Here is a 23,900-nt window from a genome sequence, read left to right on the forward strand (position 1 = left end):
AAGCGCAGGCAGCTATCAAATCAGGAGTCTTTGCCTTCTGCGGGAGCCTTGGGCTGGCTGAGGCTGGGCGGCACGTCCAGCCCCATCTGCCGCGCGCGGAACAGCGCCGCGCGCATCAAGAAGATCGACATGATCGGCACCGTGATAGCCACAAACACGGCGATCAGCAGCGCATGCAGCGCCAGGCTGCGGTCGGCCACCGAGAAGTACAGCACGGTGCCATGCATGATCAGCCAGCAGCCCAGCGTGGCGATGATGGCGGGCGCATGCACACGCTCGAAAAACGTGGGCAGGCGCAGCAAGCCGGTGGAGCCCAGCAGAGCCAGCCCGGCGCCCGCCAACACCAGCAAGGCCACGATGACTTCAAGCCAAAGCGGCAGCACGGCGGCGGCAGTGGTAGCGGCTTCGGTCATTCGATCACCTCGCCACGCAGCAGGAACTTGGCCATGGCCATGGAGCCCACAAAGCTGAACAGCGCCAGCAGCAGCGCAGCTTCGAAGTAGTTCTTGCTGCCATACAGCAGGCCCAGCACCAGCATCACCAGCATGCCGCTCAGGTACATGCAGTCGAGCGCCAGCACGCGGTCCTGCGCCGAGGGGCCCTTGAGCAGGCGGATCAGCGCGCAGCCCATGGCCAGGGCCAGCATGAACAGGGCGATGGGGAGGGCCCAATCCAGTATCGGGGTCATTCAAAAATCTCCATCAAAGGGGTCTCGTAGCGCCGCTTCACGTCGGCGATCAGGGTGGCCGCGTCGTCCAGTTCCAGCACATGCAGCAGCAGCACGCTGCGGTCCAGCGACAGCTCGGCCCAGGCCGTGCCAGGGGTGATGCAGACGATCATCGCCAGCACGGCCAGCGCGTTGGGGTCGCGCACATCGAGCGGGATATGCACAAACCCGGCAGGGTGGCGCCTGCGGCCGGGCGCCAGCAGCAGGCGGGCCACGGCCAGGTTGGAGCGGGTGGTGTCGGCCACCACCGTGAAGGCCAGGCGCAGCACGGCGCCCGGTTTGCGCACGCGCACCGGCAGCGGGCGCAGCCCGGCCGTGAGCAGCGGAATCGCCAGCGCCAGCACGCTGCCCAGCACAAAATGCCCGGCACTCAGGCTGCGGTTGAGCAGCAGCCACAGGCCCAGCAGCGCCAGCGACAGCAGGGGCGCGGGCACCAGCCGCTTGAAGGGCCGGGGCGATGTGGATGTGGGAAGGGGCTCTGGCTTCATGGCAGGTTGCCCCCCGGTGTGGTGGCAGGATGGGGCGGGTTGGGCACAGGCTCAGCGGTCATCACCGCGCGCATGTAGCCAGCGGGCGCGTGCAATGCGTCGGCCGTGGCCTGGGTGTAGCGCATCACCGCGCCGGCCTGCCATGCCAGCGCAGCGCAGGCACCCAGCAGCAGAGCAATGGGCAAGCCTTCCAGTACCAGCAGCTTGGGGGCCGACCGATCATGTGCGGCCCAGAAATGGCGGATGCCTGCACGGGTCAAGGCCACCAGCGCCAGCAGGCCCGAGGCCACCAGCAGGGCCACCAGCGTCCAGCCCGCCGCGCCCAGCTGGAACCCGCTGGATGCGCCCAGCCCCAGCGGGTTGAGCAGCGCATGCACCATGGCGAACTTGCCCACAAACCCTGGCAGCGGTGGCAGGCCCGCAATGACCAGCGTGCAGGCGATGAAGGCCAGACCCAGGAAGGCAGCGGCCGCAGGGATCACCTCGCCGATGAGCGCCTCCTCCTTGTCGTCGAGGTTCATGCCTTCCGTGGGCACCAGATCGGCCGACAGAAACGGCGCATCGTCCGTCTGCTCGTAGGGGGCGAGGTTGAAGCCGTCGTTGCGCCAGCGGTCGATCAGGTCGGTCAGCAGGAAGAGGGCGCTCACCGCCAGCGTGGAGCTGAGCAGGTAGTACAGCAGCCCGCCTGTGAGCAGGTTCTGGCCGAAGCCTACGGCCGCCAGCAGCGTGCCCGACGACAGGACGGCGCTGAAGCCTGCCAGGTGCCCCAGGCGCTGCGAGCCCAGCATGCCGATAGCGCCGAAGGCCATGGTGAGCAGGCCCCCGCCGATGAGCCACTGGCTGCCAAACTGGGCCGATTCACCGGCCTCGGGGCCAAACAACAGCGTCCACAGCCGCAGCACGCTGTACACGCCCACCTTGGTCATCAGCGCAAACAGTGCGCCCACGGGCGCCGTGGCCGCGCTGTAGGCGGGTACCAGCCAGAAGTTGAGCGGCCACACAGCGGCCTTGATGAGAAAAGCCACCGCCAGGATGGCCGCCGCCGCATGCAGCAGGCCTCGGTCTGCAGGCGCAATGCCTGCAATGCTCTGCGCCAGGTCGGCCATGTTGAGCGTACCGGTGATGCCATACAGCATCGACACACCGATCAGGAACAGCGACGAGGCCGCGAGGTTGATGGCGATGTAGTGCAACCCCGCCGACACGCGTGGGCGTCCCGAGCCATGCAGCAGCAGCCCGTAGGAGGCGGCCAGCATGATCTCGAAGAAAACGAACAGGTTGAACAGGTCGGCCGTGAGGAACGCGCCTGCCAGCCCCATGAGCTGGAACTGGAACAGCGGGTGAAAGTGCACACCCGCCCGGTGCCAGCGCGCGGCCGAGAACAGCACCGTGGCGAGCGCCACTGTGCTGGTCAGCACCAGCATCATGGCCGACAGGCGGTCGATGACCAGCACGATGCCGAACGGCGCCGGCCAGTTGCCCGGCAGGTACACGCCCAGGCTGGTTTGCACGCTGGGCTCCTTGGCCTGCACCAGCAGCAACACAGCCACCACCAGGCCGACCAGGGTCGATGTGATGTTGAGCGTGACCTTGGTGCGCTGTCGTTCTTCGCGCAACAGCAGCATGAGCCCGGCAGTGAGCAGGGGCAGCGCGATGGGGGCGAGGATCAGGTGCGGCATGAGCGATGCCGCGAGGGAGGCAGTGAAACCGGGTCCCGTCATGGCATTTCCTGGGCGTCTTTCGAGCGGCTGCCATCCACATGGTCGGTGCCCGCCATGCCGCGTGAGGCCAGCAGCACCACCAGGAACAGCGCCGTCATGGCAAAGCCGATGACGATGGCCGTGAGCGTGAGTGCCTGGGGCATGGGGTCGGCATAGTGGGCCAGGTCTTGCGGCACCCCGGGCTGCAGCACGGGCTCCTTGTCAATCGCCAGGCCCAGGCGGCCCATGCTGAAGATGAAGAGGTTGACGGCATACGACAGCAGCGACAGGCCCATGATGACCTGGAAGGTGCGTGGGCGCAGCAGCAGCCACACACCCGAGCCGGTGAGCACGCCAATGGCCAGGGCCAGTATCAGTTCCATGCAGTTTCTCCCCGGGTGGTGGGCACCGCGGCGGCAGCGGCCTGTTCTGCCGCCTCGTCGTCGGCGCGCGCATTGTTGTAGCGGTGGCTGCGCACCGACTGGTGGGCAATGCCGGTGAGGATGAGCATGGTGGAGCCCACCACCAGGGTGAACACGCCAATGTCGAAGAACAGCGCGCTGGCCACATGGATCTCGCCCACCACAGGCAGCGCAAAGTGCGCGGTGTGGCTGGTGAGGAACGGGTAGCCCCAGGCCAACGCCCCCAGTCCGGTGGCCAGTGCCGTCAGCAGGCCCATGCCGATCCAGCGGCGTGGGTACAGCGGCAGGTGGGCCTCGACCCACGAGGTGCCCGAAACGATGTACTGCAGCAGCAGCGCCACCGAGAACACCAGCCCCGCCACAAAGCCGCCGCCGGGCTCGTTGTGCCCGCGCATGAAGAGGTAGACCGCGACCAGCGTGGCAAAGGGCAGCATCAGCCGCACCAGCACGGCGGGCACCATGAGGTAGCCCACGGCGGTGTCAGCAGTCTGGCGTGGGTTGGCGAGGTCGGTGTCCACATCGGCGGGCAGGGCGCGCTGCTGGGGTGGCAGGTCCATCACTTCGCGCGCGGGGCGGAAGCGCCGCAACAACGCATACACCGTGAGCGCCACTATGCCCAGCACCACGATCTCGCCAAAGGTGTCAAAGCCCCGGAAATCCACCAGCATGACGTTGACCACGTTGGTGCCGCCTCCTTCGGTGAGTGCGCGCTCCAGGAAGAAGGTGGAGGTGCTGTCAGGGAAGGGGCGGCTCATCATCGCGAACGACAGCAGCGCCATGCCTGCGCCCGCGCTCAACGCCAGTGCCAGGTCCCGGTAGCGGCGCAGCTGGGTCCGGCGCTCTTCGGCCAGGGTGGGCACGCGCAGGCTTTCGTCGCGGCGGGGTAGCCAGCGCAGGCCCAGCAGGATGAGGATGGTGGTCACGATCTCCACCACGATCTGTGTGAGCGCCAAGTCGGGCGCCGAGAACCACAAAAAGGTCAGGCACACACACAGGCCCGAGCCGCCCAGCAGTGTGAGTGCGGCCAGTCGGTGGTACTTGGCCTGCCAGGCCGCCGCCACGGCGCACACGGCGCCCAGCAGCCACAGCAGCGCAAACGTGGGCGACAGTGGCAACTGCACGCGGTCGCCAATTGGCAGTCCCCGCGCCCACAGGGGCAGGGTACCCGCCACCAGGGCCGCTGCGGCCAGCCACAGCATCTGCCACTGCAGGCGGCTGGTGCCCAGCAGGCGGCGGCCGTTGCGGCCCGCCAGCGTGAGGGCGGCCAGCAGGTGCTCAAACATGCGCTGGCCGCTCAGGTGGTGCATGAGGGGCGGTGCATCCAGCATGCCGCGCGCGCGCTGGCGCCGCAGCAGCGCATACAGCGCAATGCCACCGCCCAATGCCACCAGGCTCATTACAAACGGGGTATTAAAGCCATGCCACACCGCTAGGCTGTACGTGGGCAGCTCGCCGCCCACCACGGGCCGTGCGGCGGCGGCCAGGTAGGCACCCACCGACCAGGCGGGCAGCGTGCCCACCACCAGGCAGGCCAGCACCAGCAGTTCGACAGGAACGCGCATCCAGTGCGGCGGCTCATGGGGCGGGCGCGGCAGGTCGGTAGCGGGTGGGCCAAAGAACACATCCACCGTGAAGCGCAGCGAGTACGCCACGCTGAACATGCCGGCCACTGTGGCGGCGACGGGCAGCAGCCATTCGAGCATCGGCGTGGTGTTCACGTACACCGTCTCGGCAAAGAACATTTCCTTGGACAGGAAGCCGTTGAGCAGCGGCACGCCCGCCATGGCCGCGCTGGCCACCATGGCCAGGGTGGCGGTGATGGGCATCATCCTGCGCAGGCCCGACAGGCGCCGTATGTCGCGCGTGCCGCTTTCATGGTCCACGATGCCCACAGCCATGAACAGCGAGGCCTTGAAGGTCGCGTGGTTCATGATGTGGAACACGGCGGCCACGGCAGCGAGCGGGCTGTTCAGGCCCAGCAGCAGGGTGATGAGGCCCAGGTGCGAGATGGTCGAGTAGGCCAGCAGGCCCTTGAGGTCGTTCTGGAACATGGCCGCGTAACCGCCCACCAGCAGCGTGGCCAGGCCCGCACCGCCTACCAGCCAGAACCACTCTTCCGTACCCGACAGTGCGGGCCACAGCCGGGCCATCAGGAACACACCGGCCTTCACCATGGTGGCCGAGTGCAGGTAGGCCGACACGGGCGTGGGCGCAGCCATGGCGTGGGGCAGCCAGAAGTGGAACGGGAACTGTGCGCTTTTGGTGAGCGCGCCCAGCAGTATCAGCACCAGGGCCGTGAGGTACAGCGGATGGTTCTGGATGAGCTGCCCGGCCGCGAGCACATGGTCCAGGTCGTAGCTGCCCACGATGTGGCCCAGCACCAGCATGCCCGCCAGCATGGCCAGCCCGCCTGTGCCCGTCACCGTGAGCGCCATGCGTGCGCCGCGCCGCGCATCCTTGCGGTGGTGCCAGTAGCCGATCAGCAGGAAGGAAAACAGGCTGGTCAGCTCCCAGAAGAACGCAATCTGGATGATGTTGCCCGACAGCACCACACCCGCCATAGCTCCCATGAACGCCAGAAAAAACGAGAAGAAGCGTGGCACCGGGTCGGCGGCCGACATGTAGTAGCGCGCATACAGCACCACCAGGCTACCCACGCCCAGCACCAGCATGCAGAACATCCACGCAAAGCCATCCATGCGGATGACGAGGTTCAGGCCCAGGGCAGGGAGCCAAGCCAGCTCTTGCCGGAGCACGCCGCCGTCTGCAATCTGTGGGAAGTAGAGCGCCGCCTGCACCGTGCAGAACAAGGCAATGAGCCCGGCGAGCGTGGACTCGGTGTTGCGGGCATTGGCGGGCAACACTGCCGCCAGCAGGCTGCCGATGAAGGGGAGGAGGATGAGAGTGATCAGGGGCATGCGCGAACAATTTTAGGGGCAGCCCCTAAAAACCCTGCCCAGCCCTTGCTGCCGAGCTTGTGGTGGGTGAAAAAAAAAAGCCCGCTGGAGCGGGCTTGCTGCTTGTGAAGTCTGCTTAGTTTTTGCTAGCGCTGGCTGCTGGGGTAGCGGCAGGGGCGGGGGCTGCAGGTGCCGCTGTTGGTGGTGTGGCTGGTGCTGCGGCGGTCTTGTCTGCGCTGCTGCGGGCCTTGCGTTCGGTGCCCTCGTGGCTGGCGGTTTTTTCTTTCTCTTTCTGTTTGCTCTTGGCTTCCGCCTTGGCGGCGGCCGCTGCGCTGTACTTCTTGCCGTTGACGGTCAGGCCCTCCTTGGAGAAGTTCACGGCGCTTTTGTTGCCCACGCCACCCACGCGGCCAATGAAGTCGGCCCAGTCCTTGAAGGGGGCGCTCTTGCGTTCTTCCAGGATGCGGCCCGACAGGCCGGGCCCGATGCCCTTGATGCCGTCGAGTTCGGCCTCGGTGGCGGTGTTCACGTCCACGGCGGCCCAGGTGGCGGTGGCGAGCAGCGTGGCAACCAGCAGGGTCAGCAGTTTCTTCAGCATGGCAAGGGTTTTACAGCGTTGGGGATGAAGGCTTGGGTCAGAGTTCTTCGACCCGGCGTGCGGGGTAGCTGTCCCAGGTCTGGCAGCCGGGGCATTGCCAGAAATGCTGGCGGGCCTCGAAGCCACAGGCCGCACAGCGGTAGCGGGTCAGGGGCTTGACCGCGTGGTCCAGCGCGCGCTGGATCTGGGGGTGAAATTCTTCGTGTTCCAGCTTTTCAGTGGCCAGCCATTTGGCAGCGGCGACCAGCGAGCGCTCCTTGTCCAGGTGCTCCACATAACGCTGGCGGGCGGATGGGCGGGTGGTCTCGTCGGCGGCTTCCATGGCCACGATGCTTTCCAGCACGTCCAGCGAAGGCGCTTGCGCATAGTGCGCCTGCAAAAGGGCATGTACTTCCTGGGTGCGGCCGGTAGCGGTGGCAGCCTCGACCATCAGCGGGGCGGCCAGGGGCAGCGCTGCGGGGTTGCGCTCGCCCAGCGCCTTGAGCGTGGACAGCACGGCAGCCGGCTGACCCATCAGGCGTTGCAGGCGCGCCAGTTCAATGCGCGCGCGTGCAGCTTCAGGGGCGGCGGCCACGGCCTGTTCCAGCAACGCCTGGGCACCGGGCAGGTCGCCCTGGGCACTCAGCGCCAGCGCCTGCTCGCACAGGTAGTGGGCCTGCCGGGTGCTGAAATCGCCCTGGTCGGCGTCGTGCATCTTGCGGGCAATGGTGGCGGCGTGTGGCCAGTCGCGCGAGCGTTCATAAATGGCCAGCAGGGCCAGGCGGGCCTGGGCCTCGAAGGGCGTGCCTTCCAGGCGGCGCAGGGCGTCTTCCGCGCGGTCGAGCAGCCCGGCCTTGAGGAAGTCGAGCGCCAGCGCGTGCTGGGCACGTTCGCGGTCGGTGCGGGAGAGGTCGCCGCGCGAGAGCAGGTGCTCGTGCACGCGCACGGCGCGGTCGTATTCGCCCCGGCGGCGGAACAGATTGCCGAGGGCAAAGTGCAGTTCAGACGTATCGGGATCGTTCTGCACGGCCTCGATGAAGGCGTCGATGGCCTGGTCCTGCTGCTCGTTGAGCAGGAAGTTCAGGCCTTTGAAGTAGGCCTTGGGCGCGCGGCGGTTTTCTGCACGCAGTTGGCGCAGGTCAAAACGCGAAGCCAGCCAGCCCAGCACAAAGGCCACGGGCAGACCCAGCAGGATCCAGGTCAGGTCAAATTCCATGGGCGGAAGGCAGGTCGGGCGGAGGATGCCACAGGCGTGGGCGCTGCCACCGCGGCATGGGCGCGTCGCGCTGCGGTGCGGTGCCTCCACCAGCGCGGCACCATGCCCAGCACTCCCACGGCCAGGCCCGCTGAAAATGCGGTCAACACCACCAGCACCAACGGCGCGCGCCATTGTGTGCCAAAGAAGAAGTGCACGGTGGCGTCCTGCTGGTTGTTCAGCGCGAAGGCAAACAGCGTAAAAAAAATGGCTGCCTTGAGCAGCCACAGGAGGTATTTCATCGGTCTCCCCAGTGGTGGGGCGATTCTAAGAGCTTGTGCCTGCTGGGCCGCATGGCCCTTGCAGGATGAGAATTCAAGTCAAATAGGCCTCTAGCGCTTATCTGTAAAGCGCGAGCAGATATTATTTTTGAATGGTTGTGCTGCTGGCGGCACCGGAGTTTTCTTCCATCTCGGCGGTGCGCTTGTCCACGGCTTCACGCAGGGCCTTGCCAGGCTTGAAATGGGGCACCCGTTTTTCGGGGATGGCCACGGCCTCGCCGCTGCGCGGATTACGTCCCATGCGGGGTGGGCGGTGGTTGACCGAGAAGCTGCCAAAGCCCCGGATCTCGATGCGGTGCCCACGCACCAGGGCCTCGCCCACGGCGTCCAGGATGGTCTTGACGGCGTATTCGGCATCGCGATGGGTGAGCTGACCAAAGCGCGCGGCCAGTTCTTCAACGAGGTCTGAGCGGGTCATGGAATCTTGGGGCATGGGCAGGCTGCGGGTGGGCAGGTCTTTGCTGAAAAAAGAGCGGGCGCCGAGGCGCCCGCTGTCTGACCGTACAAGGAGCTTACCGCGCAATGTGCGCTGAGGCTCCTCAACGGGTCAGCGCTTTACTTTTCCGAGTTGTCCAGCTTGGCGCGCAGCAGGGCGCCCAGGCTGGTCGTGCCGGCGCTTTCGCGGCTCGATTGCTGGCTCAGGTTGGCCATGGCGCCTTGTTCGTCAGCCATGTCCTTTTGCTTGATCGACAGCTGGATGTTGCGGGTCTTGCGATCCACGTTGACCACCACGGCCGTGACTTCGTCGCCTTCCTTGAGCACGTTGCGGGCATCTTCCACGCGGTCGCGGGAGATTTCCGAAGCGCGCAGGTAACCCACGATGTCTTCGCCGAGGTCGATTTCAGCGCCACGGGCGTCCACGGTCTTGACCTTGCCGGTCACCGTCTGGCCCTTGTCGTTCACCGTTACGAAGGTCGTGAATGGGTCGCCGTCGAGCTGCTTGATGCCCAGCGAGATGCGTTCGCGGTCCACGTCCACGGCCAGCACGATGGCTTCCACTTCCTGGCCCTTCTTGTAGTTACGAACTGCGGCTTCGCCGGCTTCGTTCCACGACAGGTCAGACAGGTGAACCAGGCCGTCGATGCCGGCAGCCAGGCCCACGAACACGCCGAAGTCGGTGATCGACTTGATAGGACCCTTCACGCGGTCGCCGCGCTTCGTGTCCTGTGCGAATTCTTGCCATGGGTTGGCCTTGCACTGCTTCATGCCCAGGCTGATGCGGCGCTTGTCTTCGTCGATTTCGAGGACCATGACTTCGACTTCGTCGCCCAGCGAAACCAGCTTGGCGGGAGCGATGTTCTTGTTGGTCCAGTCCATTTCAGACACGTGCACCAGGCCTTCGATGCCGGGTTCGAGTTCGACGAACGCGCCGTAGTCGGCAATGTTCGTGATCTTGCCGAACAGGCGGGTGCCTTGGGGGTAGCGGCGGTTCACGCCCATCCATGGGTCGTCGCCCATTTGCTTCAGACCCAGGGACACGCGGTTCTTTTCGGTGTCGAACTTCAGGATCTTGGCCGTGATTTCCTGGCCAGCCGTCACCACTTCGGAGGGGTGACGCACACGGCGCCACGCCATGTCGGTGATGTGCAGCAGGCCGTCGATGCCGCCCAGGTCCACGAATGCACCGTATTCGGTGATGTTCTTGACCACGCCTTGAACGATGGAGCCTTCCTTCAGGGTTTCCATCAGCTTGGCGCGCTCTTCGCCCATGGAGGCTTCCACCACAGCGCGGCGGCTCAGCACCACGTTGTTGCGCTTGCGGTCCAGCTTGATGACCTTGAATTCCATGGTCTTGTTTTCGTACGGCGTCAGATCCTTGATCGGACGGGTATCGATCAGCGAACCGGGCAGGAATGCGCGGATGCCGTTGACCAGAACGGTCAGACCGCCCTTGACCTTGCCGCTGGTCGTGCCAGTGACGAATTCGCCGGATTCCAGGGCCTTTTCCAGGCTCATCCACGAAGCCAGGCGCTTGGCGGTGTCGCGCGACAGGATGGTGTCGCCGTAGCCGTTTTCGATGGAGCCAATGGCCACCGACACGAAGTCACCCACTTGGACTTCGACTTCGCCCTTGTCGTTCTTGAACTCTTCCAGCGGCACGTAGGCTTCGGACTTGAGGCCAGCGTTCACGACCACGAAGTTGTGCTCAACGCGCACGACTTCAGCGGTGATGACTTCGCCTGGGCGCATTTCCGTGCGCTGCAAAGATTCTTCAAAAAGGGCGGCAAAAGATTCGGACATGTGTTTCCTTGCCACAAACAGGATTCCAGTAGCACCATTGCTACTGTTTTTATAGCTGCTTGCGGTGGTTTTTTGCGGTAGAACCGCGGGTTAGGTTATCGATCCACACAACCTGTGCGCTGGCGCGCGAGAGGAGTTGCGTGGGCCTGTGGCAAGGCCTTTCAGCATTGCCTGTGGAGCCCGTTCTAAAAAAGGCTCCACACGTTTCAACCCTGCGCAGACCCTGCGAAAGGTTGACGCTCCTGCCACCAGGCCAGCACCTTTTCAACGGCTTGTTCAATCGTCAAATCGGAGTTGTCCAGGACCAGAGCGTCCTGCGCGGGCTTGAGAGGTGCAACGCTGCGGGTGCTGTCCCGGGCGTCGCGCGCTTCCAGATCTGCGCGGAGGTCTGCGATACTAGCCGAAAAACCCTTTGAAATCAACTGTTTATAACGGCGCTCGGCGCGGCAGGCGGCGCTGGCCGTCAAATAGACCTTCAAAGGGGCGTCCGGGAAGATCACCGTGCCCATGTCCCGGCCGTCGGCCACCAGCCCCGGCAGACGCTGGAAGCTGTGTTGCAGATCCACGAGCGCCCCCCGCACGGCGGGCAGGGCAGAGACGCGGGATGCGTTCATGCCGGCCTCTTCGGTGCGGATGGCTTCCGTTACATCGTCGCTGCCCAGCCACACCCGGCCCCCTTCGAAACGCACGGGCAGCGTCTGCGCCAAGGCGGCAATGCGGGCCTCGTGCTCGGGGGTGATGGCCAGGCCAGCGCGCAGGGCGGCGAGGGCCGTGATGCGGTACATCGCCCCAGAGTCCAGGAACCGGTAGCCCAGGCGCTGCGCGACCGCAGCCGCCACGGTGCCCTTGCCCGAGGCGGTGGGGCCGTCGATGCAGATCACCGGGATGTGGCCAGTGGCAGTGCTTGCCACCGAGAACAGGGCTTCAAAGTAATCCGGGAAGGTCTTCGCCACGCATTTGGGGTCTTCAATGCGCACGGGCAGGCCCGCCGGGTTGAACGCCGCCAGCGAGAAACACATGGCCACGCGGTGGTCGTCGTAGGTGTGGATGCTGGCTGCTTTCCAGTCTTGGACTTGGGCAGGTGGCGTGACGCGGATGAAGTCCGCCCCTTCTTCCACCGTGGCTCCGAGCTTGCGCAGTTCGTTGGCCATGGCGGCGATGCGGTCGGTTTCCTTCACGCGCCAGCTGGCGATGTTGCGCAGCGTGGTGGTGCCCTCGGCATACAGCGCCATCACGGCCAGCGTCATGGCGGCATCGGGGATGTGGTTGCAGTCCAGATCAATGGCCTTGAGCGGCCAGCCCTGGCCCGGTTCACCCCGCTGGATGTGCAGCCAGTTGGGGCCACCGGTGACCACGGCACCCATGGCACGGGCGGCATCGACAAAGCGGATGTCGCCCTGGATCGAATCGAGGCCCACGCCTTGAATTTTGATGCCACTTTGGCCGCCAGCGCTTGATGTGATTGCGCCAAGCGCTATGAAATAGCTAGCAGATGATGCGTCGGCCTCGACGTGGATGGTGCCGGGCGACTGGTAGCGGCTGCCCGCCGCAATCGTGAACCGCTGCCAGTTCTGGTGCTCGACCACGATGCCGAAGCGCGCCAGAAGCTGGAGGGTGATGGCGATGTAGGGCTTGGAGATCAATTCCCCCACCACATCGATCACGATGTTCTGAGTGCCGGCCGCCAGTGGCAATGCCATGAGCAGAGCGGTCAGGAACTGGCTGGACACATCGCCGCGCACGCGGATGGGCTCTGCCAGTGCCAGCGCAGGGACGCCATTGGCGTGGGCGATGCGCAGCGGCGGGTAGCCGTCGTTCCCCAGGTAGTCGATCTGGCAGCCCAGCTGGCGCAGTGCATCCACCAGGTCGCCAATTGGGCGCTCGTGCATGCGCGGGACGCCCGACAGCTCGAATTCACCGCCCAGCAAGGCCAGTGCGGCCGTCAGCGGGCGCATGGCAGTGCCAGCATTGCCCATGAAGAGCTTGGCCGGCGACTGCGGTGCGCGGCCGCCCAGGCCCGTGATGTGCACGGTGCTGCCCGCCTCGTCCACGGTGCAGCCAATCTGGCGCAGCCCGTCGAGCATGACGCGGGTGTCGTCGGACGCCAGCAGGTCGTGCACGGTGGTGGTGCCGTTGCTCAGCGCCGCCAGCAGCAACACGCGGTTGGAAATGCTCTTGGAGCCCGGCAGGTGGACTTCACCTGCAGCGGCTTGCAAGGGGGGCAGGTCAATAAATGCGGTGCTGTACATCGGTATCTTTCGTCCATTGGTCCAAGCGCCCGCCATTACTGGCGCAGGCCCATCCCAGTGCACCCGTGGAACTGGCTTTGCCAGGCCACTGGGTGCGTCCCCCTTGGGGGAAGGCGCCGCAGGCGACTCAGGGGGTTACTTTCTCTTCGCACCCATGCGCCAATGCGCCCGGGTCTCGCTGGCCAGCGTCAGCATGTCTTCCAGCGCCTGGGCATCGCCCTTTTGCATGGCCTGCTCGATGGTGTGCAGTGCCTGCTGGAACAGTTTGGACTGGGCGATCAGCTCGTCGCGGTTGGACAGCAGGATGTCGCGCCACACCTTGGGATCACTGGCTGCAATGCGCGTGAAGTCCCGGAACCCCGGGCCCGCCAGCGACAGGAAATCGTCTCCGGTGTCCTGGCCCGTGATGCTGTTCATCATCGCAAAGGCGAGCACATGAGGCAGGTGACTGACAGCTGCAAACGCCGCATCGTGCGACTCGGGCGACATGCTGGTCACACGGCTGCCCAGGGCCGTCCAGATGTCCTGGGCTTTTTGCAGCTGCGCGGTGAAGGTGCGTTCGGTGGGCGTGAGGATCACCTGGCGCCCGCTGTAGAGATCGGCCTCGGCATGTTCCACGCCCGACACTTCGCGCCCTGTGATTGGATGTGCAGGCACAAACGAGCCCACTTGGTCGCGCAAGGCGCGGCGTGCGGCCTGCACCACATCGGCCTTGGTGGAGCCCACGTCCATGATCAGCATCTGGGGGGTGACCAGGTGCTTGATGGCCTTGAGCGTGGCTTCGGTGGCGGCCACGGGCACGGCCACCAGCACAATGTCAGCGCCAGCAACGGCCAGCAAGGCGGACGGCGCCTCGACATCGATCACACCCAGCTGGCGGGCGCGGTCGGTGGTGGAGGGTGATTTGCTGTAACCCACCACGCGTTTGACCAGGCCGGCCTTCTTCATGGCCAGGGCGAATGAGCCTCCCATGAGCCCGCAGCCGATCAGTCCCAGTTGTTCGAACATGGCGACGGCTCCTTATGACGAGACAGGGTAGGTGCCCAGGACCTTGTAGAACGCGCACAGGCTGCGCAGTTCTTCCAGCGCCCTGGCCACATGGGGCTGGGCAGGATGGCCGTCGAGATCGATGTAGAAGTAATACTCCCACTGGCCGGTGCGGGCGGGGCGCGATTCGAAGCGCGTCATGGACACACCATGCGTCTTGAGCGGCACCAGCAGGTCGTGCACGGCGCCAGGGCGGTTGGGCACCGACACCACAAGGCTGGTGCAGTCCTTGCCCGAGGGTGGTGGCGTCTGCAGCGTGTGCGGCAGGCAGATGATGGCGAAGCGGGTGCGGTTGTAGGCGTCGTCCTGAATGGCGTGGGAGACGATGTGCAAGCCGAACTGAGTGGCTGCACGTTCGCTGGAGAGGGCCGCCCAGGCAGGGTTGGTGGTGGCCAGGCGTGCGCCTTCGGCATTGCTGGACACCGGGCGGCGCTCGGCATGCGGCAGGTGCTTGGACAACCAAGCCTGGCATTGTGCGAGCGCTTGCGGATGGGCCAGCACCACCTCAATGCCATCCAGTGAGTTGCGGGTGCGCAGCAGGTTGTGGCGCACGAGCAGGCTGACTTCGCCCACTACGTGGGTGGGGGTGTGCAGGAAGAGGTCGAGCGAGCGGGTGACCACGCCTTCGGTAGAGTTCTCCACGCCCACCACGCCGTACTGCGCGCTGCCAGCGGCTGTGGCGTGGAACACTTCGTCGAAGTTGGCGCAGTACATCAGGTCGGCCGCGCCGCCAAAGAACTCGATCGCTGCCTGCTCGCAGAACGTGCCCTCGGGGCCCAGCACGGCCACACGCTGGGGCGATTCGAGCGCCAGGCAGGCGGACATGATCTCGCGCCAGATGGCAGCGACGTGCGCGCCCTTGAGCGGCCCAGGGTTGGCGTTGGTGATCTTGTCGATGACCTGGGCTACACGGTCGGGTCGGAAAAAGGGCGTGCCTTCGCGCTTCTTGACTTCACCCACCTGTTCGGCCACGAGCGCCCGTTGGTTCAGCAGCGTGAGCAGTTGCTGGTCGATGCTGTCGATCTGCACGCGCAGGCTGGCGAGGTCGGGTGAGGCTTGCGGAGTGTTCATGGATGGGAAAATATCGGTGCGCTGTCGCGAAAACGTGGGTGGGCCGTAGTCCGCTCAGGCGTGTTTTTGTTCAAATTCTCGCATGTAGTCCACCAGCGCCTGCACGCCCGCCAGGGGCATGGCGTTATAGATGCTGGCTCGCATGCCGCCCACGGACTTGTGGCCCTTGAGCTGCAGCAGGCCGCGCTCCTTGGCGCCGACCAGGAAGGCTTCGTTGCGGCTTTCGTCGCGCAGGAAGAACGGGATGTTCATGCGCGAGCGGCAGTTGGCAGCCACCTTGTTCACATACAACTGCGAGCTGTCGATGGCTTTGTAGAGAAGATCCGCCTTGGCCATGTTGCGCTGCTCCATGGCTGCCACACCGCTCAAGGCCCCTTCGGTCTGGCGCTTGAGCCACTGGAAGGTCAGGCCTGCAACGTAGATGCCCCAGGTGGGGGGGGTGTTGAACATGGATTGGTTTTCTGCCACCACGCGGTAGTCAAACGCGCTGGGGCACGCGGGCAGGGCGTGGCCCAGCAGGTCCTCGCGCACGATCACCAGCGTGAGGCCTGCAGGCCCGAGGTTCTTCTGCGCACCGCCAAAGGCCAGTCCGACACGTGACCAGTCCACCGGCCGCGATGCGACATGGGAAGAGAAGTCAATGATCAGTGGTGCATCGCTGCCCAGGGCCTTCAGGTCGGGCAGCTCGTGGAACTCGGTGCCATTGATGGTTTCGTTGCTGCAGATGTGCAAATAGCTCGCACCCCGGCTCACCGTCCAGGAGGCCGGGTCGGGCACGGTGGTGAAGCTGGTGTCTTCGGAGGAGGCAACGATGTTCACTTCGGATGCGTATTTGCGCGCTTCCTTCTGCGACTTTTGGCTCCAGCTGCCAGTCACCACAAAATCAACCACGCCGGCCCGCGAGAGATTGAGCGGGACGATCGCGTTCTCGGCCAGGCCACCGCCCTGCATGAACAGGATCTTGAAGTTGGCGGGCACGGCCAGAAGCTCGCGCAGATCGGCTTCCGCCTGTTCGTAGATGGACAGGAACTCTTTGCCCCGATGGCTCATTTCCATCACGCCCATGCCGCTGCCATGCCAGTCCAGCATCTCGGCGGCGGCCTGCTCCAGGACTTCGGTGGGTATGGCGGCCGGGCCGGCCGAGAAGTTGTATGGGCGTTTCATTTTTTTGGTCAAAATGGCTGCTAGCGCTTATCAGATAAGCGCTAGCAGCTTCAGTTTTAATAGCGCAATGGGTGCTGCGCCGTCGGGGCAGCACCCGCTGGTCTGACTCAAGCGTCTGGTGGTTCCGGGGTTTCGGCGGCTGGCGGGTTTCCGTCGTTGGCGTTGCCTTCGGTTTCGCCCTCAGCCACATTGGCATCGTTTTCAACAATACGTTGCAGCCCGCTGAGCTTGGAGCCTTCGTCCAATGCGATCAGTGTGACACCCTGCGTGGCGCGGCCCAGTTCGCGGATCTCGGAGACGCGGGTGCGCACCAGCACGCCCTTGTCGGTGATCAGCATGATCTCGTCGTCAGCATGCACCAGCGTGGCGGCCACCACCTTGCCATTGCGCTCGCTTTGCTGGATGGCGATCATGCCCTTGGTGCCCCGGCCGTGGCGGGTGTATTCAGTGATGCTGGTGCGCTTGCCATAGCCGTTTTCGGTGGCGGTGAGCACGCTCTGGGTTTCGTCCTCGGCGACCAGCATGGCGATCACGCTCTGGCCGTCTTCCAGCATCATGCCGCGTACGCCACGTGCCGCACGGCCCAGTGGGCGCACGTCGTTTTCATCGAAACGCACGGCCTTGCCGCCATCACTGAACAGCATCACGTCGTGTTTGCCATCGGTGAGGGCGGCGCCGATCAGGTAGTCGCCGTCATCCAGGTTGACGGCGATGATGCCGCCCTTGCGCGGGTTGCTGAATTCATCCAGCGCCGTTTTCTTCACGGTACCCATGCTGGTGCCCATGAACACATAGCGGTCGGCCGGGAAAGTGCGCATGTCGCCGGTCAGTGGCAGCACGACGTTGATTTTTTCGCCGTCTTGCAGCGGGAACATGTTCACGATGGGGCGGCCACGCGATCCGCGCGAGCCGGCGGGCACTTCCCAGACCTTGAGCCAGTACAGGCGGCCTCGGTTGGAGAAGCACAGGATGTAGTCGTGCGTGTTGGCGATGAAGAGCTGGTCGATCCAGTCGTCTTCCTTGGTCGCTGTGGCCTGCTTGCCGCGTCCGCCGCGCTTCTGGGCACGGTATTCGGACAGGGGCTGGCTCTTGATGTAGCCAGTGTGGCTGAGCGTCACCACCATGTCGGTGGGGGTGATCAGGTCCTCGGTGGAGAGGTCCTGCGCGCTGTACTCGACGATGCTGCGGCGAGCACCCAGCTTGTGCTGGCCGAACTCGGTCTTGATGGAGGTGAGTTCGTCGCCAATGATGGTGGAGACGCGCTCGGGCTTGGCCAGGATGTCCAGCAGGTCTTGGATGACCGCCATGACCTCCTTGTACTCGGCCACGATCTTGTCTTGCTCCAGGCCGGTCAAGCGCTGCAGGCGCATCTGCAGGATTTCCTGGGCCTGCGTTTCCGACAGGCGGTACAGGCCGTCCTGGCCCATGCCGAATTCTTTTTCGAGGCCGTCGGGGCGATAGTCGTCAGCATTGATCACGCCACCGTCGGCACGCGTGCGGGTGAGCATCTCGCGCACCAGCTTGCTGTCCCAGGGGCGGGCCATCAGCTCGGCCTTGGCCACCGGCGGGGTGGGTGCGTTGCGGATGATGGCGATGAAGTCGTCGATGTTGGCCAGCGCCACGGCCAGGCCTTCGAGCACGTGGCCACGGTCGCGCGCCTTGCGCAGCTCGAACACTGTGCGGCGGGTGACCACTTCACGGCGGTGCTGCAAAAAGACGCTGATCAGGTCGCGCAGGTTGCATAGGCGGGGCTGGCCGTCGATCAACGCCACCATGTTCATGCCGAACGTGTCCTGCAGCTGCGTCTGCTTGTACAGGTTGTTGAGCACTACCTCGGGCACTTCGCCGCGCTTGAGCTCGATCACCAGGCGCATGCCCGACTTGTCAGACTCGTCCTGGATGTGGCTGATGCCTTCGATCTTCTTCTCGTGCACCAGCTCGGCCATGCGCTCCTGCAGCGTCTTTTTGTTGACCTGGTAGGGCAGCTCATCGACGATGATGGCCTGGCGCTGGCCCCGGTCGATGTCCTCAAAATGGCACTTGGCGCGCATGATCACACGCCCACGCCCCGTGCGGTAACCGTCTTTGACGCCGTTGATGCCATAGATGATGCCGGCCGTGGGGAAGTCGGGCGCGGGAATGATCTCCATCAGCTCATCAACCGTGGCATCGGGGTTGCGCAGCATGTGCAGGCAGCCATCGACCACTTCGTTGAGGTTGTGGGGCGGGATATTGGTGGCCATGCCCACGGCAATACCGGCCGAACCGTTGACCAGCAGATTCGGGAGCTTGCTGGGCAATACCAGCGGTTCCTTTTCGCTGCCGTCGTAGTTGGGACCGAAATCGACGGTTTCCTTATCGATATCGCCCAGCATTTCATGCGCGATTTTGGCCAGGCGGATTTCGGTATACCGCATCGCTGCGGCGTTATCGCCATCCACCGATCCGAAATTTCCTTGGCCGTCTACCAGCATGTGGCGCAGCGAAAAATCCTGTGCCATCCGCACGATGGTGTCGTATACAGCGGAATCACCGTGTGGGTGGTATTTACCAATCACGTCGCCTACGATACGGGCCGACTTTTTATAAGGCCGGTTCCAATCGTTGTTGAGCTCGTGCATCGCAAAAAGCACGCGGCGGTGCACTGGCTTCAAGCCGTCACGCGCGTCGGGCAGGGCCCGGCCCACGATCACGCTCATCGCGTAATCAAGGTAACTGCGCCGCATCTCTTCTTCGAGGCTGATCGGCAGGGTTTCTTTGGCAAACTGGGTCATTGGGGACTGCGGTGGCGGCGAAGGAGAACCATTTTAGAGGTAAGACCGTGTAGCGACCACGCAACATATCGAAGCAATTCCGGTTTTGTCCTACGGGCCCCAGGCGGGTGCCCCCGCTTTTGCCCTGTTACGTATGGCACAATCGTTTGAACGCTTTGGGTGATGGTCACTCCAAGCGTCCTGATTCGCAGCGCGGCTGCGGCTTTTTCCCCAAGAGGAGAACCATGAAGAAACTGAACAAAGTGGCGATGTTGTTTGCCTCTGCAGCGCTCGCAACCGCCGCTGGCGCACAAACCGTTGACAACTGGAGAAACGCTTCTGGCATCGTCTGGAAGAACGGCACCAACGAATACTGCTGGCGCGATGCCAACTGGACGCCTGCAACGGCTGCTCCTGGCTGCGATGGCGCTATCGCTGCTCCAGCTCCTGCTGCTGCCGCTCCTGCTGCTGCCCCAGCTCCTGCTGCCGCTGCTCCAGCTCCTGCCGCTCCAGCTCCTGCTGTGGCTACCAAGGTGACCTACGCTGCTGACGCATTCTTCGACTTCGACAAGTCGGTGCTGAAGCCAGAAGGCAAGGCCAAGCTGGATGACCTGGTCTCCAAGGTCAAGGGCATCAACCTGGAAGTGATCATTGCCGTGGGTCATACCGACTCCGTGGGCTCCGATGCTTACAACCAGAAGCTGTCTGTGCGTCGTTCCGAAGCCGTGAAGGCTTACTTGGTGTCCAAGGGCATCGAAAAGAACCGCGTTTACACTGAAGGCAAGGGCGAAAAGCAACCCGTGGCTGACAACAAGACTGCCGAAGGCCGTGCGAAGAACCGTCGCGTGGAAATCGAAGTGGTTGGTACCCGCGCTTCCAAGTAATCCTCGGATTGCTTCCCAAAAAAGCCCCGTTATCGGGGCTTTTTTGCGTCTGGGGTTTTTTGTTCATTGCCTTTCGTCGTGGAGAATCAGTGCATGAGTGAAATCGTCAATGCAGATCCGGCCGAACTGGCCAAGTTTTCGGAATTGGCCCATCGCTGGTGGGATCCCGAAAGTGAATTTCGCCCCTTGCACCAGATTAATCCTTTGCGGCTTGACTGGATCAATACGCAGTGCAGCCTGTCAGGCAAGCGCGTACTGGATGTTGGCTGTGGCGGCGGTATTTTGGCCGACTCCATGGCCCGCAAAGGCGCGGACGTGTTGGGTATTGACCTGGCTTCCAAGGCACTGCGAGTGGCCCAGTTGCACGCTCTGGAGGCACAGACCACCAACATCCAGTACCGGGAAGTCAGTGTGGAGGCGCTCGCCAAAGAGCAACCCGCCAGCTTTGACGTGGTGACCTGCATGGAAATGCTTGAGCATGTGCCTGATCCTGCATCGGTTGTGCGAGCCTGCTCTGAGCTCGTGAAGCCGGGCGGATGGGTGTTCTTTTCGACCATACACCGAAGTGCCAAGGCTTTCATGCTGGCCATTGTGGGCGCTGAATATGTATTAAACATGCTGCCCCGTGGAACGCATGAATACGCCAAGATGATTCGACCCAGCGAACTGGCCGCCAGCTGCCGCAGTGCGGGCCTTGATGTGCAGACCACCCGAGGCCTGGAGTACAACCCCCTTACGCAACGTTACTGGTTGAGCAGCGACACCAGTGTGAACTACCTGTTTGCCACTCGGCGCGCAGCCTGAGGCCGAGCCAATGTTTCAGAATATCCGCGCGGTGCTGTTTGACCTGGATGGAACACTGATTGACAGTGCCCCTGATTTAGGCGCTGCTGCCGACAAGATGCGCACGGACCGTGGTTTGCCCTCCCTGCCGCTGGAGCGCTATCGTCCGATGGCAGGTGCCGGTGCCCGTGGCATGTTGGGCGAGGCATTTGGCATGGCGCCTGACCATCCCGACTTTCTGACCATGCGCGAGGAGTTCTTTGTGAACTATGAGTCGTGCATGACAGAACGCACCAGCATTTTTGAGGGGGTCCCGGAGCTGGTATCCCAGATCCTCCGCCGCAATCTGGCGTGGGGCGTGGTGACCAACAAGGCGACCCGCTTTACGGACCCTCTGACCCGCGCCATTCCGCTGTTTGCGACCGCAGGAGCGGTGATCAGCGGAGATACCACTCCCCATGCAAAACCCCATCCAGCCCCTCTGCTCGAAGCGGCGTCGCGCTTGAAACTGGAGCCGGGGCAGTGCATCTATGTTGGGGACGATGAGCGCGACATTCTTGCAGGCCTCGCTGCGGGCATGGGAACTGTCGCAGCAACCTACGGATACCTGGGGGCCAAGACCAATCCGACGGAGTGGGGCGCCCATGCTGCAATTAAATCTCCGGTCGAGCTCTTGCAATTGCTTGTACGCACCTAAAATAGAGGGTCTGGGGCTGTCCTGGTTTCGACGTGGGTTCGGAATCGGTGTGGTGCATGTCGAGCTTGAGTCACGCTCGTAAATCTCGATTTAAAAAACTAACTGCAAACGACGAACGTTTCGCACTCGCTGCTTAATTGCCAGTGAGCCTTGCAACAGTTGGCCGATGGGCTGGGCAAGGGGGTTCTGAGCAATCAGTGCCTCCCGGCTGCAAGGATAATTACATGGGCTGGCTCTGATCCGGGTACCTTGGGTTGGAGTGAGAAAATAGGGTGCTGGCGGCCTGTGTAGCGTGCGACTGCGCGACACAGGCGGCGAGACTCAAATCAGATCGCTAAACATGTAGATCTGCCCGATGAAGGCTTGCGGACGCGGGTTCAATTCCCGCCAGCTCCACCATTACGACGTCCAAGGGCGTTCACCAACATCCGGTGAACGCCCTTTTTCTTTGGTAAATCAATGGGTTACGGTGTGGAGACGTCCGGGGCGATCTCCTGGCAGCCAGGCTGAGGCGGGGGAACAGACGGGGGAACAAAATCCGAAAAGGGTAGACTGGCGGCGTTTGTTCCCCCGTTTCAGAGGGGAAATCCTAGTGAAACCTCTGGAGGTGTTCCCCCATGTTGACCGACGCACAGTGCCGCAACGCCGTCTGTTCCCCCACATCGAAGCGGGAGCGTTTATCGGATTCGGGAGGCTTGTACCTGGAAGTCGCTCCCGGGGGATCGAGGCGCTGGTTCTGGAAGTATCGGCATGAGGGCAAGGAAGGGCGCATGGCTCTGGGCAGCTATCCCTCGATCAGCCTGACGGCGGCTCGCAAGGCTCGTGATACCGCCAGGCTGCAGAAATCGACAGGAATAAATCCTGTGCATGCCAGAAAGGTGGAAAGGCTGAAGGCTTCTGCCAGTGCCGGGGATACCTTCAAGGCTGTCGCTCTGGAGTGGTACCACAAACAGAAGCCTCTATGGAGTGATTCTCATGCCGAGCGCTCGCTGCGCCAGTTCGAACGTGATCTCTTTCCTTGGCTAGGGGGTCGTCGCCTAGCTGAGATTGAGCCGGTGGAACTGCTGGCAACCCTGCGCAAGGTGGAAGAGCGCGGGGCTGTAGAGACGGCCGATCGTGGATTGATGTTGGCTCGCCAGGTCTGGCGCTATGGCGTCGCCACCGGTAGGGTGGGGCGGGATATCACGGGAGACCTCAAAGGCGCGTTGTCTCCGTACCGGGGTAAGCACTTCGCTGCCATTACCGAACCGGTCAAACTGGGTGAGCTACTGCGTGCTATCCAGGCTTACAAGGGCGGGCCTATCGTGCGGGCGGCACTACAGTTGGCACCCTTGTTGTTTCAGCGTCCTGGCGAATTGCGCGGTGCAGCTTGGGCCGAGGTTGACCTGGATGCTGCCCTCTGGACGATTCCGGCTATCCGGATGAAGCGAGGCAAGGACGGGAAGGAAAACGGGGATCCACATCTGGTGCCTCTTTCAACCCAGGCTGTGAAAGTGTTGCGAGAGCTGTATCCATTGACGGGGCACAGTGCCTTGGTGTTTCCCGGTGAGCGCAACCACAGTCGACCTACTTCAGAGAACTCAGTGCGAACCGCGCTCATCACCATGGGCTATACGCCGGAGATCCAAACATGGCATGGCTTTCGCGCCACGGCGCGAACAATGCTGGCGGAGCGATTGGATGTGGACCCGTTGGTGATTGAGGCGCAGCTGGCTCACGCCGTGAAGGACGCCAATGGGCGCGCTTACAACAGGACACAGTACCTAGCCCATCGAACGAAAATGATGCAGCGGTGGGCAGACTATCTGGACAGACTGAGGGAAGGCAAAGCAGCAGGCAAGACGACTTCCAAAACTCTTGACGATGCAAGTACCTGATCTGCCATTTCGCTGGACTTGGTCATTGCGGTGGGTTGCCATGAATCGATGGCAGTTTCTCTTCAATTGAATGCTGAGACCCTGTCGGCAAAGCGTGTGAGCTTGGCGGTGTAAATGGCCGTTCTGCAGCGGAAGCAGACCTTCGGGCTATGCTAGCGGTCGGCCGCTGTCGGCCAAAAGCAGCCGCCGCCCATCGCTGGCGGGGTAACCGTAAGTGCACATTCACGAGAGCCAGCTGCTCACTCATCAGCCCTTGAATGCTGGTCCAAGTCCAGCGCGGAGGTGCGACCGACGATAGCATCATGCGACACGTGAGTACGCTGCACCATTCTCAATCAGACGGATCCCAACTGCGATGTCCATCGCGACTAGAAGCCTCTTCGAACGATGGTATTCGGTGAGACTGTCTGCGCTTTTGAGGTCGGCTTCTTGCTGGAGCCATATGGGGGAGCTCCTCATGCCGACCGGGCCTGCAATAGCTTTTACAGTGCCGCCGGGGGGCTCATACGGCCATCGTTGGGCGGGTTAGCTGGAACTCCCAATGTGCCAGCACGTCGGCGCGCGGGATGGACAGCGGGCAACAACGTGCTTGTCGACGACTGGTCAGCAGGCTCATCGCCCGACGCCGCCAGAAGGCGTCAAAAAGTCTTCTCGAAGAAGGGGCGTGTCCGAATTTTTGTGTAAACGGTTCGGACTTCAGTTGACGGAGATGCGGTCTCCGAACTGAATGGTAAATCGGGTCAGCGCTGCCTTCCAATCCCGAATCGGCATGGTCCACTTCTGACTG

At 63.4% G+C, this 23,900-nt stretch carries 20 protein-coding genes and 1 other RNA gene; 5 read left to right on the plus strand and 16 right to left on the minus strand.

Features of this window, described 5'->3' with window-relative positions:
- Nucleotides 1-20 precede the first annotated feature (20 nt).
- The 16 genes from mnhG to gyrA all read right to left on the minus strand — a co-directional run bounded on the left by mnhG (nt 21) and on the right by gyrA (nt 18,893).
- Complete coding sequence (gene mnhG / locus NFX52_RS04395; RefSeq protein ID WP_055402535.1) at nt 21-413, minus strand: monovalent cation/H(+) antiporter subunit G; 393 nt, start codon at nt 411-413, stop codon at nt 21-23.
- Entirely contained in the window at nt 410-688 is a 279-nt protein-coding gene (locus NFX52_RS04400; RefSeq protein WP_055402533.1) for a K+/H+ antiporter subunit F, read from the minus strand. The genes mnhG and NFX52_RS04400 overlap by 4 nt, the downstream gene beginning before the upstream one ends.
- Nucleotides 685-1,215 (minus strand): Na+/H+ antiporter subunit E, encoded by a 531-nt coding sequence (locus tag NFX52_RS04405; RefSeq protein ID WP_055402531.1) that lies wholly within the window; start codon nt 1,213-1,215, stop codon nt 685-687. Before NFX52_RS04405 ends, NFX52_RS04400 begins: the two co-directional genes overlap by 4 nt.
- On the minus strand, nt 1,212-2,936 hold the full coding sequence (locus tag NFX52_RS04410) for a monovalent cation/H+ antiporter subunit D (RefSeq protein WP_055402529.1): 1,725 nt from the start codon (nt 2,934-2,936) through the stop codon (nt 1,212-1,214). Before NFX52_RS04410 ends, NFX52_RS04405 begins: the two co-directional genes overlap by 4 nt.
- Nucleotides 2,933-3,298 carry a Na+/H+ antiporter subunit C gene (locus NFX52_RS04415; protein ID WP_055402527.1) on the minus strand — a complete coding sequence of 122 codons (366 nt, stop codon included), beginning with the start codon at nt 3,296-3,298 and terminating at the stop codon, nt 2,933-2,935. The genes NFX52_RS04410 and NFX52_RS04415 overlap by 4 nt, the downstream gene beginning before the upstream one ends.
- Complete coding sequence (locus NFX52_RS04420) at nt 3,289-6,255, minus strand: monovalent cation/H+ antiporter subunit A (RefSeq protein WP_207401856.1); 2,967 nt, start codon at nt 6,253-6,255, stop codon at nt 3,289-3,291. The genes NFX52_RS04415 and NFX52_RS04420 overlap by 10 nt, the downstream gene beginning before the upstream one ends.
- A gap of 115 nt (nt 6,256-6,370) precedes the next feature.
- Nucleotides 6,371-6,832 carry a ComEA family DNA-binding protein gene (locus tag NFX52_RS04425; RefSeq protein WP_055402523.1) on the minus strand — a complete coding sequence of 154 codons (462 nt, stop codon included), beginning with the start codon at nt 6,830-6,832 and terminating at the stop codon, nt 6,371-6,373.
- A 37-nt stretch (nt 6,833-6,869) separates the two neighbouring features.
- Complete coding sequence (lapB, locus tag NFX52_RS04430; protein ID WP_207401857.1) at nt 6,870-8,027, minus strand: lipopolysaccharide assembly protein LapB; 1,158 nt, start codon at nt 8,025-8,027, stop codon at nt 6,870-6,872.
- Nucleotides 8,012-8,308: a LapA family protein gene (locus tag NFX52_RS04435; protein WP_252635490.1), complete on the minus strand. Its 297-nt coding sequence runs from the start codon at nt 8,306-8,308 to the stop codon at nt 8,012-8,014. Before NFX52_RS04435 ends, lapB begins: the two co-directional genes overlap by 16 nt.
- A 121-nt stretch (nt 8,309-8,429) precedes the next feature.
- A complete protein-coding gene (locus tag NFX52_RS04440; RefSeq protein WP_455423998.1) occupies nt 8,430-8,765 on the minus strand; it encodes an integration host factor subunit beta in 336 nt (111 codons plus the stop codon).
- A gap of 137 nt (nt 8,766-8,902) precedes the next feature.
- Nucleotides 8,903-10,603 (minus strand): 30S ribosomal protein S1, encoded by a 1,701-nt coding sequence (rpsA, locus tag NFX52_RS04445; RefSeq protein ID WP_304439398.1) that lies wholly within the window; start codon nt 10,601-10,603, stop codon nt 8,903-8,905.
- Between the two features lie 191 nt (nt 10,604-10,794).
- Entirely contained in the window at nt 10,795-12,837 is a 2,043-nt protein-coding gene (locus tag NFX52_RS04450) for a bifunctional 3-phosphoshikimate 1-carboxyvinyltransferase/cytidylate kinase (protein WP_055402514.1), read from the minus strand.
- Nucleotides 12,838-12,972: 135 nt separating this feature from the next.
- On the minus strand, nt 12,973-13,845 hold the full coding sequence (locus NFX52_RS04455; RefSeq protein WP_055402512.1) for a prephenate dehydrogenase: 873 nt from the start codon (nt 13,843-13,845) through the stop codon (nt 12,973-12,975).
- A gap of 12 nt (nt 13,846-13,857) precedes the next feature.
- On the minus strand, nt 13,858-14,955 hold the full coding sequence (gene pheA / locus NFX52_RS04460) for a prephenate dehydratase (protein ID WP_055402509.1): 1,098 nt from the start codon (nt 14,953-14,955) through the stop codon (nt 13,858-13,860).
- Between the two features lie 54 nt (nt 14,956-15,009).
- A complete protein-coding gene (serC, locus tag NFX52_RS04465; RefSeq protein WP_055402507.1) occupies nt 15,010-16,119 on the minus strand; it encodes a 3-phosphoserine/phosphohydroxythreonine transaminase in 1,110 nt (369 codons plus the stop codon).
- Between the two features lie 107 nt (nt 16,120-16,226).
- On the minus strand, nt 16,227-18,893 hold the full coding sequence (gene gyrA / locus NFX52_RS04470; protein ID WP_055402505.1) for a DNA gyrase subunit A: 2,667 nt from the start codon (nt 18,891-18,893) through the stop codon (nt 16,227-16,229).
- Nucleotides 18,894-19,117: 224 nt separating this feature from the next.
- On the opposite strand from gyrA, the gene ompA reads away from it, so the two are divergent.
- The 5 genes from ompA (at nt 19,118) to NFX52_RS04495 (ending at nt 23,113) form a co-directional block, all read left to right on the plus strand.
- Nucleotides 19,118-19,756, plus strand: a complete 639-nt coding sequence (gene ompA / locus NFX52_RS04475) for an outer membrane protein OmpA (protein ID WP_055402503.1) — start codon at nt 19,118-19,120, stop codon at nt 19,754-19,756.
- Between the two features lie 93 nt (nt 19,757-19,849).
- Nucleotides 19,850-20,560, plus strand: a complete 711-nt coding sequence (ubiG, locus tag NFX52_RS04480; protein ID WP_055402501.1) for a bifunctional 2-polyprenyl-6-hydroxyphenol methylase/3-demethylubiquinol 3-O-methyltransferase UbiG — start codon at nt 19,850-19,852, stop codon at nt 20,558-20,560.
- Between the two features lie 10 nt (nt 20,561-20,570).
- Nucleotides 20,571-21,236, plus strand: a complete 666-nt coding sequence (locus tag NFX52_RS04485; protein ID WP_055402499.1) for an HAD-IA family hydrolase — start codon at nt 20,571-20,573, stop codon at nt 21,234-21,236.
- Between the two features lie 12 nt (nt 21,237-21,248).
- Nucleotides 21,249-21,635: a transfer-messenger RNA gene (ssrA, locus tag NFX52_RS04490) on the plus strand.
- A 218-nt stretch (nt 21,636-21,853) separates the two neighbouring features.
- Nucleotides 21,854-23,113 (plus strand): tyrosine-type recombinase/integrase, encoded by a 1,260-nt coding sequence (locus NFX52_RS04495; protein ID WP_055402497.1) that lies wholly within the window; start codon nt 21,854-21,856, stop codon nt 23,111-23,113.
- Nucleotides 23,114-23,900 lie beyond the last annotated feature (787 nt).

The sequence above is a fragment of the Acidovorax facilis genome (genome assembly GCF_023913775.1).
GTDB classification, from domain to species: Bacteria; Pseudomonadota; Gammaproteobacteria; order Burkholderiales; family Burkholderiaceae_C; genus Acidovorax; species Acidovorax facilis.